A 13,037-nucleotide genomic window follows, 5' to 3' on the forward strand; every position below is an offset into this window, starting at 1 on the left:
TGCCCGACACAGGTGCAAACTTGGAGCGCAGATCGGATCAGGGCGTTCCCTGGAATGGTGAAGTTTCTCTGGTTGTAGTGAGCTCCCGCGCGATTGTGATGGCTCTGCGGCTGGTGCGCCAAAAACGCATTGCCAACAGGATCGAGGCGGTGCCGAGGCCGATACAGACCCCGGCCCAGTAGCCATAAACCCCCCACAAGTTCTCCCCTAGCCAATAGGCACTGGAGAGCCCCACCAGCCAGTAGGAGAACAGCTGGATAAACATGGGCACGCGGGTGTCTTTGTATCCCCGCAGGGCGCCCCAGGTCATGGCCTGGGCGACATCAACCAGCTGGAATGCCGCACACAACAACAGTAGATTGGTGGCCACGGCGACAATCTCTGTATTGCTGGTGTAGACCTGTACGAAAAATCCGCGCAGGCTGATCAACAGGACTCCGGTACCAAGCGCGTAAAGCACGCCGGTGCCAATGCCCACCTTGCCCGCAAACAGGGCCCGCTTGGGCCGCCCCTGACCCAGTAGCTGGGCAGTGCGGATGCTCAGAGCCTGAGCGAGTGCCAGGGCCACCAGATAGAAGATGGAGCCCACGTTCATACCGATCTGGTGGGCGGAGACGATTGCTGCACCGTATGGCGCCAGCAAGACGGTCAGGCTCGCAAAAAAAGTGACCTCACTGGCGGCACCGACACACACCGGCAAACCCACTGCCAGCAGATGCACGAGGGTGGGCCAATGGGGCTTGGAGGGCGTCAACTTGAGTTTAAGCGCACGGTATGCGGGGTCGCTGCAGGCGTGCCAGAACAGCGCCAGGGCGATCAGGCAGCTGAGCGCGGCAGTGGCCCAGCCGCAACCCGCACCCCCCATGGCGGGTATCGGGCCGGCGCCGAATACTAAGAGTATATCCAGCGGAATGTTGAGTACTGCCGCGGCGAGGTAGATGCGCATAACCGGGCGCACCTGCCCCATGCCTTCGCAGTAACCGCGCAGTGCCGTGCCCAGGGCGAAGGGCAGGGTGCCGACGGTCAGGGCCAGGATATAGTTTTGCAAAACCTGTCGTACAGGCGCTTCCGTATCTATCCACTGACTCCAGACCGGTACGGCCAATAGGGCCAGAACCACCAGGAGACCACCGGCGAATGCGATCCAAAGTCCCTGCTGCAGTTGTCGGGCACAGCCTTTCTCATCCCTCGCACCGCGCAGGTGGGCCACGAGTGGAGATACCGCCGCGAGCAAACCGATCAGGGTTACAGCGCATACCGCCCAGATACTGGAGCCGAGAGCCAGGCCCGCCAGATCCACTTCGCCGGCGCGACCGGCTACGATGGTATCCACAACGCCCATGCTCACAACGGCCAGGTTGCTGACCGCCAGGGGCCCACCCAGCGTGGTCAGGCGGGACAATTCGGTGGAAATGGCGTGTCGATAAAGCTTAAACAAAGAAAAAACCAGGTTTCAGCGCTGTGTACCAGCCGATGATTGTGGGAAACCAGCCAGTATCAGCCAAAGCGTGTGGTATTGGTTAACCGGCTGGCTCTGCAAAAGGGGTTTGATCGCACGAATAGCCCGTCACCCATAGAAGAGCCGGTATTTTACGGTGAAACCCGGATTTGGCCCAGCGACTATTTGTTGGGGCGACTTGCAACGGTTCGGGTATGGCCTGCGGCACCTGGATACTGCAAACTCGGCTTTCGGCCAAAGGCGCCACCCAAAGTCTGTGTGGGTGCCCACTGCCGATGTCCGCGGGCGGGCAATCGGGCTCCGTCAGAGGAGAAAAGCGTGGGGTGGTCCCTGTCCGGGGTATTCGGGCACGATGGCCAGATCTTGATATCAAGGCATCCATCTCCATGGTTGTAATGAAGGGGGCTTTTGCCTGACCCGCGTGTAGGCAGTGGAATCCCTGTGTAACAGATACTGTGCCCGCTCGACTAAAGTGAACAAATGGACCGAATGGGAGAGTGAATAAAATGAGTGGTGCGATGAATAGTCTGGGTCGCTGGTATGCTTGCTTCCTGCATTTTGTACGCAAGATTGACTGGCTGGGCCCACTGGCACTGCGTATCTATTTGGCGCCGATTTTTATTATGGCCGGCCTCAACAAGATGAGCAATATTGAAGATGTAGCGGCGTGGTTTGGCAATCCCGATTGGGGCCTGGGCCTGCCGGCCCCAATGCTGATGGCCTGGTTGGCGGCGCTGGTGGAGTTCTTTGGCGGTATTGCCATTCTGGTTGGCTTTGGCACCCGTCTGGTGGCGATTCCGCTGATGTTTGTAATGGCGATTGCTGCGGTGACGGCACACTGGGAAAACGGCTGGTCGGCCCTGCCGGACAAGACACTGACAGCGCCCTGGGAGTGGCGTGAGGATCTGATCGATGAGGCGGTCCTGCGCAAGGAGCGGGTGGTCGCGCTGCTAAAGGAGCACGGTAATTACGAGTGGCTGGCCGGGGTTGGCAATATCACCATCCTGAAAAACGGCATTGAGTTCGCTGCGACCTACTTCATTATGTTGCTGGTGCTGCTCTGCAGCGGAGCGGGCCGCTTTTTCAGTATTGATTACTGGCTGTGCCGGCGGTATTGCGGGCGGGACCCCAGCTAGAGATGGTATACTCGCCAGCTATTTGAAAATTTGAGTGAGTGTTGATCTTGATAGGCAAGTTGTTTCGCCGTTCCACCTCTGCAGAGGATAAAAATCCGCCCGGGGGCGAAAAGCGCTCCCGGCGCCCTACCGAGGGTCCGGAATCGCCTGGAAAGACCGCTACAGGCCAGGTGCCCAGGCATGAATCCGGCCAGAGCGGGGGGCAATTTCGCCAAAGCGGCAGCAAGATATCTCACAGCAGGGGGCGTCAGCGTAAACGCAAGCCCAAAGCCGAACAGGTTGTCTCCCCCTGGTCGCTGGATGCGTTTCAGGTTCCGGAACAGGTGGGCAAGGTTCGCTTCCACGACCTGAACCTGCCCCTGGAGCTGATGCGTGCTATTTCCGACCTGGGCTTCCGGTATTGTTCGCCTATTCAGGGGCGTTCTCTGCCACACACTCTGAATGGCCATGATCTGGTGGGCAAGGCACAGACCGGTACCGGCAAGACCGCAGCCTTCCTGATTACCATCATCGAAGACCTGCTGCGTCATCCCTTTGAGGGAGAGCGCTATGCCGGCGAAGCCCGCTCTCTGATCATTGCTCCAACCCGTGAACTGGTGATGCAGATTGCCGATGATGCCAAGGCGCTGTGCAAATATACCGGCTTGGAAATTCACACGCTGGTGGGCGGGATGGAATACGATAAACAGCAGCGCAACTTGAATGGTCGTCTGGTGGATATCCTGGTCGCTACGCCCGGACGTCTGCTGGATTTTGTCGGCAACCGCGATTGTTTTCTGGATCAGGTGGAAGTCCTGGTGATCGATGAAGCCGACCGTATGCTGGATATGGGCTTTATTCCCCAGGTGCGCCGTATCGTGCGCCAGACGCCGCGCAAAACCCACCGCCAGACGATGTTCTTTTCTGCCACCTTTACCCCGGAAGTCGATGCCCTGGTTGAGCAGTGGACCGATGATCCTGTCCTGGTGGAAATCGAACCGGAGCGGGTGGCCACCGATTCCGTAGAGCAGCATGTGTACTTAGCCGCAAGCAAAGAAAAATACGCCCTACTGTATAACATACTGCAGAGCGGCGATGTGGATAGCCTGATCGTATTCGCCAACCGCCGAGACCAGTGCCGTCGCCTGCACGAAAGACTGCTTGCCCACGGTTTTTCTGCGGGCCTGCTTTCCGGAGAAGTGGCGCAGAACAAGCGCGTGCGCACCCTGGAAGACTTCAAATCCGGCAAGACCAAGGTGCTGGTGGCCACTGATGTTGCCGGCCGCGGTATCCATATCGACGGCATCAGCCACGTGGTGAACTTTACACTGCCAGAGGAACCGGAGGATTATGTGCACCGCATTGGCCGTACCGGCCGTGCCGGTAAAACGGGTACCTCTATCAGCTTCGCCTGTGAAGATGATGCTATGCGCCTTGAGCCGATAGAACAGTTACTGGGACAAAAATTAAAATGCGAGGTCCCACCGGAAGCGCTGGTACAAAAGCCCCCCGCGGTCGAAGTCCGCCATAGCGGAAGTGACAGGGGCTCTAGAAGCAGCCATGGTAGACACCGCAGCGGCGGTCGGGGCCGTCCACGTTAATCCGCCCATTGTCTGCAAACAGGGTGATTAGACCCATCGACATCCCTGAATAACCAAAGACTCAGGCTTAGGTGGTGTTGAAACTGTGGCGAAAGTATCAGTTTTCACTGTATCAGTCCGTTTTTCCTCCACGCCTTTTATTTCTGTCCTAGAATCTTACTGGCAGCCTCTGCTGTTGGGGTAATCACACTATCGACATCCTTTAGGCTTAAACGGCTCTCTTCGCACCAGAGCCTGCCTTGCATTCGGATATTTTCTCTTTCATGTGAAATGACTGGATTTCGGATGCGTACGCTCTATCTGCATATTGGTTTTCACAAGACAGGCTCCAGCTCGCTGCAACTGGCTTTGAAGTGCTATGCACAGCAATTAAAGGCAATAGGGTTTGAGTTTCTGAGCCTTGGTAAAAAAGGTAATTCCTCCGGTGCCGTTGAAGTTTTTAAGCACGGTGAGCGCGTGTATTTCCAGCTGAATCAGCGCCTTGACATGCTGCTGGCGAGCAGCACTGGTGAGAGAGCAATCGTCTCTGCCGAGCACCTGTGTTTCCTGCATTTGCGCCGGGATATAGAGCAGGTCCATACAGTCTGCTCAAACTATTTTGATGATATTCGGGTCGTTATTTATCTGCGCAGGCAGGATTTACAGGCCGTTTCCTTTAAAAAGCAGTCCGCGCGCGGATGTGCTTTGAACATGAGTTCCTCGAGCAAGCTGCTCGGACACAGTGAAGGTGCTTTTCCTCGAATAGATGAAAATATAAAAATTTATTATGATTATTTTGCCAAACTGCAGCTGTGGGAGAGGGTTTTTGGCAAAGCGTCCCTTATGATCAGGGAGTTCTCCAGTGAGGCGCTTAGGGGCGGGGATATTGTCAGTGACTTCTCGACCTTTTTAAGGGGAGATCTGGCCATTCCCCCCTGCCGGGTGAACGAGGGGGTAGGCCGCAAACAGTTCCTTTTAACCCACAAGCTGCTTGAGCTGGGGGTGGCGGAATCTGAGATTAAAAAACTCAAGCCAGCAATGGCCGGTGACAAGACGGTATTGAAACCTTCGCGCAGTGCTGCGGTGGATTTTTTTATGCAATTTAAACAATCCAACCAACAGCTCAATGACCACTACCTGCAACATGGTTCCGGCCTGGCATTTAGCGGCGATTTCAGCAGTTACCCTGTGCGGGGTAATGATCGCCTGTGCTCACAGGATCTGGCTGCTTGGGTTCCCGAGCTATTTGCCGCTGGAGTGCAAGCGCCAGAAGGGCTGCGGGACACGCTGCTGATTGGCCGGATTAAGGCGTTGTTGGTGGAGAAATTAAAAGACGCTGCACTGGAAGAGGAGCTAAAGGGTTTGGCCCAGTGCCTGGCCTCGACAGCATATATTGCCCAGGTGCGAGAGCCATGGTATCGGCTGATAAAGGGAAGAAAACGTTCCGGGAGGTAGCTTCTTAACGAATTTGGCTCACGATCATTGCCAAGAAGGCGAAAGAAAAGCCTATATCGAGCATTCGCAGTGCATTATTGGTGGGCCTGGAACGGAGAGGCTGGGGAAACTGATAATAATCGTGCGCCTATTTTTTGCAGATAGATCTTTCCCGGCATTGTCTATGGCTTAATCGTTATGTGGTCACTGTCCTCGTGTAAATGTTGAGTACTTGCCGGGCAATAATCTCCCAGGTGAATTGTTCTCTTACGATCTGGAATCCGCAGTTTCCCATTTCCTTGCTAAGTTCACGGTTGTTCAAAAGTCTCAGAATCCCTTTTTTTAGGTCCGATGATGATTCGGGTTTGGTTAATATTCCGGTGATACCATGCTGAACAATATAAGGTGTACCGCCAACATCAGATGCGATAAGCGGCAATCCTGAGGCCATGGCTTCGAGTCCGGCGATACTCATGCCCTCCATAAGGGATGGGAGTGAAGAGGCGTTTGCACCCCGGTAAATGTCGGACATTTCCCGGTGGTTAACATTGCCTAAGAAGTGTGCATGCCCGGACTTTATTTTACTGTTCAAGGTGCCTTTGATTCCAGCGGATTCACTGCCTTCGCCTGCGATGACTAAGTGCAACCGGGGGTCATCGATGGCGGCAACAGCCTGGGCAAGGAAGCGCACCCCCTTCACTGGCTCGAGCCGGCAACCGATAGCGATAACGTAGGCACCTTCGGGAATGGAAAGTTTTTCCCTTAAAGAGGATTTGCCAGGATGGAAGACAGAGGTGTCAACGCCATTGCAGGTGAACAGGACAGGCTTCTGGTAGCCGGTCTCTTTGGTTTTCTCAACCAGGGTTTCACTGACGGCCAGTATCGTTGTGGTGACTTCCAGCTGTCTAAGCATTTTCCTACGGTTTTTCTTCCCTTTTTGTACCCTTTTGACAAATGAAGAGGTGTGGTTAGTAAATATTACCGGGATTGATGCCCCTTTACAGGCATTTAATGGTCGCATTCCGTGAACATGGATGATATCTATCTGAAGTGCATGGATTGTTTGCCGAATACGCCTTCGGAGTAACCAATCATACAATAAATGGCTGTCGGGTAGTTGGAGACGTTCTACGGATACTCCGTCAATCCAGTCACGATGGGGCGTTTTGCTGTCTGGTTTTCGGGTCAGTACCCGGACATTATGGCCGATCTTGACTAGCGCTTTGGAAAGTTCAAGTACGTGTGTCTGAACTCCGCCGATAGACGGGGGAAAAGTATTGCTGATCATTAAAATATTCATGGCAGTTTACAACATTTTGGCTGGCCGAGGAGGTATTGGCTACAGCGGGAAAGATAGAAGATGGCAGAATAGGGGTTCTGCCACGGGCTTGTGTGGAGCGTAATATATCACCGGCAGAATTTTTTTGATTAACCAATACCTAATTGGGTTGTATGGCAGAGTGTGTTTCTGTCCCTGGGTCTCCCTCCTTGCGCAAGCGCTCAATCCACAGCGCGGTACCCCCCGCCACTGCCGCAGGCATCACGAAAATATTTAAAATTGGCACCATCTTTGCGAGCATGACGGTTCCACCAAAGGCGAGGCTGGTGAGTTTGCGGCGGCGCAGTATCCTTTTCAGTTCATAGAAGGGGCGCTGGTGATTGTCCAGAGGGTAATCCACATATTGGATCGCCATGCACCAGGCGCCCCAAAGCGCGGTTAATACTGCGGGAAAAATGACGGTCCAGCTGGTGACGGTGGCGATCAGGAAAATAACCAGGCCCCAAACAATAAAATATCCCAGTTTGCGCAATTCTCGCCCGAGTGTGCGCCAAACCATGCTCAGCAGGGGTTCTGTCGGTGGTGCCTTGCCAGTCAGCAGCGCTTCCACTTTTTCCGCGAGCAGGCCGTTAAAAGGAGCGGCGATGATATTGGTGATGACGCCAAACAGATAGCCATATACAAGAAGAAACAAGAACAGTACCAGTAGGGCAATGGTCCAGGCGAGCCAGCGAAACACCCCGGCAGCCCAGGCGGCCCCCTTGGCCATCATTGTTTCCCACCAGGGCATATTTTCCGTGTCGACCGGTGTGTGTGAGAGCAGACTGCCGAGATAGTCGGTAAGGCCGCCGAGTTGCGAGAGCATAATGGCACTGATCACAATAAACAGCACAAGGTTGATCAGTAGTGGCACCAGAATAAAGGGGCGCAGCTCACGGCGGGTGATCAGGCGGGCACCGCGCACCAGGGCGTCGATACCGTGTACAGGGTTGGAAGTCATACTGTTACCTCTTGCCAGCGGTCAGGAGCGGGCTCCGGCGGCTTCCAGGATCTCGCTGTAGTCATCACCCAGGCGGTGTTCATTGATACGGGCCAGCAGGGTTTTGCCATCCGGGCCCGGACTGTCCAGATCCAGCCCCTGGGCCTGGAAAAGCTGCACAAAGGTGGCAAAATTCTCCACCCGCATACTGCGGTAGGCGCGCTCGAGAAGGTGGTAATCCCGGTTGATGCCTTCAGGTGCCTCGCCAGCCAGGAATCCAGCAATGCGTTTCTCATCAAAGACTTCCCCGAGGACTTTCTGCTTGTCTTTTTTAAGGTTCAAAATCTCATCCTTATTTCATGCAATACGAGTTTGCGGCGGCCTTGGCTAACCGATCAACCGGTTTTCTTTTATCGACGCTCAAAGCAGGGCATCGAGCTTTTCTTTGAGGATTTTGTTGAGCAGTTTCGGATTTGCCTGTCCACTGGAGGCTTTCATGATCCGGCCAACAAAATAGCCCATCATTCTTGGCCGCTTGGCTTCATCTGCTTTTCGGTAGTTTTCCACCTGTGAGCTGTTGGTTGCGATGACCTCATCCACCATTTTCTCGATAACGCGGCTATCGGATAGCTGTATGTAGCCATGTTTCTGGATAATGTCGTCGGCCATGTCTGCGCTCTTCGTCATAGCGTCAAAGACCCGCTTTGCAATCTTGCTGGAAAGGGTGTTGTCCTTGATCCGTACAATCAGGCTGGCCAATTGTTCCGGGGAAACCGGCGATTGGGAAATGGTGATTTCTCGCCGTTTCAGCAACGCGCTGATCTCACCGGTAACCCAGTTAACGGCCAGTTTGGGCGCGTTGCAAACCCTGCAGACGGTTTCGAAATAATCGGCAGTGGCACGCTCCTGGGTGAGCAGGTTGGCATCGTAGGCGGAGAGTGAGTACTCCGACCGGAAGCGTGCGGTCTTGGCGTCAGGCAACTCGGGGAGCTGATGGCGCAATTGTTCGATATAGTCGTTACTGAGTACCACCGGAAGCAAATCCGGGCAGGGGAAATAGCGGTAGTCATTGGCCGCTTCCTTGCTGCGCAGTGAACGGGTTTCATCTTTATCGACGTCGTAGAGGCGGGTTTCCTGCACGATGTTGCCGCCGTCCTCTAGAGCATCAATCTGGCGTCCGGCCTCCGCCTTGATGGCGCGCTCAACGAAACGGAAAGAGTTGATGTTTTTCAATTCTGTGCGCGTGCCCAGCTTAGCCTCGCCCTTGGGCCGCACTGAGACGTTGGCGTCGCAACGCATTGAGCCCTGGGACATATCCCCGTCGGAAATGTCCAGATAGGTCACAATAGAGTGAATTTTTTTCAGGAAGGCGACTGCTTCGGCTGCACTGCGCATATCGGGTTCCGACACGATTTCAAGCAGTGGCGTGCCGGCGCGATTGAGATCGATACCAGACATGCCGTGGAAGTCTTCGTGCAGGGATTTGCCGGCATCCTCTTCCAGATGTGCGTGGTGGAGGCGCACTGTCTTGTTGCTGCCGTCTGCAAGATAGATTTCCACTTCGCCGGCACCGACGATGGGCTGATCCAACTGGGTGGTTTGGTAGCCTTTGGGCAGGTCCGGATAAAAATAGTTTTTGCGCTCAAAAACGGAGCGCTTGCCGATGTGCGCATTCATGGCCAGGGCGAACAGGACCGCACAGCGGAAAGCCTCTTCGTTGGGTACCGGTAAGGTGCCCGGCATGGCCAGGTCGACGGCACAGGCCTGGGTATTGGGCTCTGCACCGAAGCGGGTGCTGGCCCCGGAGAAGAGTTTCGACTTGGTGGAGAGCTGGACGTGTACTTCCAGCCCGATCACAACTTCCCATTCCACGGTGAAGGCTCCTTTCCTTATACAGCCACAGCGCTGGCTGTGTGCCAGTTGGTGACCTGCTGATAGCGGTGAGCGATATTGAGTATGCGCGCCTCATCCAGGTAGTTACCGGTGATTTGCAGGCCCACAGGCAGATTGTCAACCAGTCCGCAGGGGATGGACATACCCGGCAGACCCGCCAGGTTGGTGGCAATGGTGTAGATATCTTCCAGATACATGGCCACCGGATCGGCGCTCTTGGTGCCCAGTTTAAAAGCCGGAGAGGGTGTAGTGGGTCCCATAATCACATCCACTTGCTCGAAAGCGCTGGCAAAGTCCTGTTTGATCAGGCGGCGCACCTGTTGAGCCTTGTTGTAATAGGCATCGTAATAGCCCGCAGACAGCGCATAGGTGCCGACCAGAATGCGTCGTTGTACCTCCTCGCCAAAGCCTTCGCCGCGGGAACGTCTGTACAAGTCGCGCAGATCTTCAGGTGCCTGGCAACGATATCCGTAGCGTATCCCGTCGAAACGGGACAGGTTGGCGGAGGCTTCTGCCGGTGCGATCACATAGTAGGCGGGAATCGCCAGTTTACTGTGGGGCAGGCTGATGTCCTGCAATTGTGCCCCGAGCTGCTCGTACTCACGCAGGGCTTCCTGTATGCGATCAGCGATACCAGGGTTTAGTCCTTCACCAAAGTACTCGGTGGGGATACCGATCTTGAGGCCGGTAAGGGCCTTATTCAGACCTTTGCCAAAGTCGGTTTGTGGTCGGTTCAGGCTGGTGGCATCCTTGGGGTCGTAACCGGCCATGGCGGACAGGAGGTAGGCGGCATCTTCGGCAGTGCGCGCGATGGGCCCGGCCTGGTCCAGGCTGGAGGCATAGGCCACGATGCCCCAGCGTGAAACCCGTCCGTAGGTGGGCTTCAGGCCGGTGGTATTGGTCAGGGCGGCCGGCTGGCGGATAGAGCCGCCGGTGTCGGTTGCGGTAGAAGCTGGTGCCAGCAGCGCCGCCACAGCCGCGGCAGAACCCCCGGAGGAGCCGCCGGGAACACAACTGGTGTTCCAGGGGTTTTTTACCGGACCGTAGTAGCTGCTTTCACTGGAGGAGCCCATGGCGAACTCATCCATATTGGTTTTCCCAAGGGTGACAGCGCCTGCCGCATTCAAATTTTCAACAATGGTGGCATTGTAGGGGGGTACAAAGTTATCCAGCATTTTCGAAGCGCAACTGGTGCGCACACCGCTGGTGCAGATAATATCCTTGTGGGCGATCGGTACGCCACACAGTGCCGGTGCTTCTCCGCTGGCCAGGCGTTGGTCGGCGGCTTTGGCCTGGGCCAGAGCCAGCTCTTCGGTCACCGTGATAAAACTGTTGAAACCACTATCCAGTTGTTGAATGCGGTCGAGTAAATGGCGGGTGAGTTCAGTGCTGGAAAACGCCTTTCTCCGCAGTCCGAGGATGATCTCGGCGATAGTGAGCTGATGCATAGTATTCCTTTAAGACTCTAGACGAACCGGGGGGCTGAGGCGTGTCGGGCAGAGTTTGTTGATGAAAACCCATTCACTCGATCACTTTGGGCACCAAATAGAGGCCCTCCTCCGCCTGCGGCGCCAGGGCAAGGAAGTCTTTGCGCCTGTCGGACTCTGTCACGGCATCGGTGCGCAGCGTTTGTTCTTCGTCCAGCGGGTGCGCCATGGGTGTGATCCCGTCGGTATTGACTGCCTGTAGCTGATCCACCAGTTGCAGGATCTCGCCGAGACGGTCGCTGACCTCTTCCAGGGTTTCCTTGGATATGGCAATGCGGGCCAGTTCCGCCAGCTTCTCTACGGTTTGTGTATCCACAGCCATGGCGATGGAATTCCTCCTGTTGCGTTGCGAATCGGAGACCGCTCTGGGCGGGCTTCGGGCAGGGCCGGTCAATTTAACACAATGGGCCGTCATTCTCATCGACTCCGGTGCCTATGGCCGGTTGTCATCAATTGGCCCGGCTTCAGCCTTGCTCTGAGTCGGTGCGGTTGTTAGAGTTTGTCGAATCCTACCGGGCGGGGGGGATTCGGGTCAGTTGTGTAAACCCCGGCCCGAAATGCGGCTCGGAACTCAGATTTATTCACGTGGACTAATTAAAATTTCCATCCATAAAATTAGCCGCGTTTGCCGTGCCCGGCCCGAGGGCTGACAAAGACTACAAGGTAATCGAATTCCATGTTTAAACGTTTGCGGGGCATGTTTTCCAGTGATCTTTCTATTGACCTGGGGACGGCCAATACGCTGATTTACGTTCGCGATCGCGGCGTTGTCCTCGACGAGCCCTCCGTTGTCGCTATCCGCCACTACAATGGCCAGAAAATCGTTGAGGCTGTGGGTGTCGAAGCCAAGCGGATGCTCGGCCGCACGCCTGGTAATATCTCCGCGATCCGCCCCTTGAAGGATGGCGTTATCGCCGATTTCCAGGTTACGGAAAAAATGTTGCAGCACTTTATCAAGACCGTGCACGAAAACAGCTGGATGCGTCCGAGTCCGCGGGTGCTGGTGTGCGTGCCTTGCCAGTCTACTGAAGTGGAGCGTCGTGCGATCCGCGAATCCGCCCTGGGTGCCGGTGCCCGGGAAGTGTCCCTGATCGAGGAGCCCATGGCGGCGGCGATCGGTGCCGGTTTGAATGTGGAAGAAGCCAGTGGTTCAATGGTAGTGGATATCGGCGGCGGCACCACAGAGATCGCGATTATCTCCCTCAATGGCGTTGTCTATTCCGATTCAGTCCGTATCGGCGGCGACCGTTTCGATGAGGCCATCGTGAATTATGTGCGCCGCAACTACGGCAGCGTAATCGGTGATGCTACTGCGGAGCGGATCAAAGAGGAGATTGGCTGTGCGTATGCGGGCAGTGAAGTGCGCGAAATCGATGTGCGCGGTCGCAACCTGGCGGAAGGGGTGCCACGCAGCTTTACCCTGAATTCCGATGAGATTCTCGAAGCGCTGCAGGAGCCTCTCACCGGTATCGTGCAGGCAGTGAAAAGTGCCCTGGAGCAGTCTCCACCGGAGCTGGCCTCCGATATCGCCGAGCGGGGTATGGTACTGACCGGGGGCGGTGCCCTATTGCGGGATCTGGATCGCCTGTTGATGGAAGAGTCCGGTCTGCCGGTGATTGTTGCCGACGACCCGCTCACCTGTGTGGCCCGCGGCGGTGGCAAGGCGTTGGATATGCTGGATCGGAGCCGCCTGTATCTGATGTCGAACTGATGGATTTGATGTTACTTTAAACGCTCTGCGAACCCGCTGTCGGCGGCCGGTTTCACAGTTCCAGCGACATCCGATCTAAGGTGGCATCAATATTCATTGA

11 protein-coding genes are annotated in these 13,037 nt (G+C 55.6%); 4 read left to right on the forward strand and 7 right to left on the reverse strand.

Translation table 11 applies throughout. From position 1 onward, the window contains the following. Nucleotides 1-37: 37 nt before the first annotated feature. Complete coding sequence (locus Q1A48_RS03950) at nucleotides 38-1,438, reverse strand: MATE family efflux transporter (protein ID WP_299941489.1); 1,401 nt, start codon at nucleotides 1,436-1,438, stop codon at nucleotides 38-40. A gap of 527 nt (nucleotides 1,439-1,965) precedes the next feature. On the opposite strand from Q1A48_RS03950, the gene Q1A48_RS03955 reads away from it, so the two are divergent. The 3 genes from Q1A48_RS03955 to Q1A48_RS03965 all read left to right on the forward strand — a co-directional run bounded on the left by Q1A48_RS03955 (nucleotide 1,966) and on the right by Q1A48_RS03965 (nucleotide 5,609). Further along, nucleotides 1,966-2,595, forward strand: coding sequence for a DoxX family protein (locus Q1A48_RS03955; RefSeq protein WP_299941492.1), 630 nt, complete (start codon nucleotides 1,966-1,968; stop codon nucleotides 2,593-2,595). Between the two features lie 47 nt (nucleotides 2,596-2,642). Continuing rightward, nucleotides 2,643-4,175, forward strand: a complete 1,533-nt coding sequence (gene rhlB / locus Q1A48_RS03960) for an ATP-dependent RNA helicase RhlB (protein ID WP_299941742.1) — start codon at nucleotides 2,643-2,645, stop codon at nucleotides 4,173-4,175. A gap of 285 nt (nucleotides 4,176-4,460) precedes the next feature. Continuing rightward, complete coding sequence (locus Q1A48_RS03965) at nucleotides 4,461-5,609, forward strand: hypothetical protein (protein ID WP_299941495.1); 1,149 nt, start codon at nucleotides 4,461-4,463, stop codon at nucleotides 5,607-5,609. Between the two features lie 175 nt (nucleotides 5,610-5,784). Here Q1A48_RS03965 and Q1A48_RS03970 read toward each other — a convergent pair whose 3' ends face one another. From Q1A48_RS03970 to gatC, 6 genes are all read right to left on the reverse strand, one after another. Continuing rightward, the gene (locus tag Q1A48_RS03970) at nucleotides 5,785-6,888 is read right to left on the reverse strand and encodes a glycosyltransferase family 4 protein (RefSeq protein WP_299941497.1); all 1,104 of its coding nucleotides are present in this window, start codon (nucleotides 6,886-6,888) and stop codon (nucleotides 5,785-5,787) included. A gap of 139 nt (nucleotides 6,889-7,027) precedes the next feature. After that, nucleotides 7,028-7,867: a sulfate transporter CysZ gene (gene cysZ / locus Q1A48_RS03975; protein WP_299941499.1), complete on the reverse strand. Its 840-nt coding sequence runs from the start codon at nucleotides 7,865-7,867 to the stop codon at nucleotides 7,028-7,030. A gap of 21 nt (nucleotides 7,868-7,888) precedes the next feature. Continuing rightward, nucleotides 7,889-8,188, reverse strand: coding sequence for a PA4642 family protein (locus Q1A48_RS03980; RefSeq protein ID WP_299941502.1), 300 nt, complete (start codon nucleotides 8,186-8,188; stop codon nucleotides 7,889-7,891). Nucleotides 8,189-8,266: 78 nt separating this feature from the next. After that, complete coding sequence (gene gatB, locus Q1A48_RS03985; protein WP_299941505.1) at nucleotides 8,267-9,718, reverse strand: Asp-tRNA(Asn)/Glu-tRNA(Gln) amidotransferase subunit GatB; 1,452 nt, start codon at nucleotides 9,716-9,718, stop codon at nucleotides 8,267-8,269. 17 nt (nucleotides 9,719-9,735) lie between these two features. Continuing rightward, nucleotides 9,736-11,187 carry an Asp-tRNA(Asn)/Glu-tRNA(Gln) amidotransferase subunit GatA gene (gene gatA / locus Q1A48_RS03990; RefSeq protein WP_299941507.1) on the reverse strand — a complete coding sequence of 484 codons (1,452 nt, stop codon included), beginning with the start codon at nucleotides 11,185-11,187 and terminating at the stop codon, nucleotides 9,736-9,738. Between the two features lie 73 nt (nucleotides 11,188-11,260). Next, nucleotides 11,261-11,548: an Asp-tRNA(Asn)/Glu-tRNA(Gln) amidotransferase subunit GatC gene (gatC, locus tag Q1A48_RS03995; protein ID WP_299941510.1), complete on the reverse strand. Its 288-nt coding sequence runs from the start codon at nucleotides 11,546-11,548 to the stop codon at nucleotides 11,261-11,263. A 354-nt stretch (nucleotides 11,549-11,902) separates the two neighbouring features. Here gatC and Q1A48_RS04000 point away from each other — a divergent pair, with 354 nt between their 5' ends. Next, nucleotides 11,903-12,937, forward strand: a complete 1,035-nt coding sequence (locus Q1A48_RS04000) for a rod shape-determining protein (protein ID WP_299941513.1) — start codon at nucleotides 11,903-11,905, stop codon at nucleotides 12,935-12,937. Nucleotides 12,938-13,037 lie beyond the last annotated feature (100 nt).

Source organism: uncultured Microbulbifer sp. (assembly GCF_947489355.1).
In the GTDB taxonomy this organism is placed as follows: Bacteria; Pseudomonadota; Gammaproteobacteria; order Pseudomonadales; family Cellvibrionaceae; genus Microbulbifer.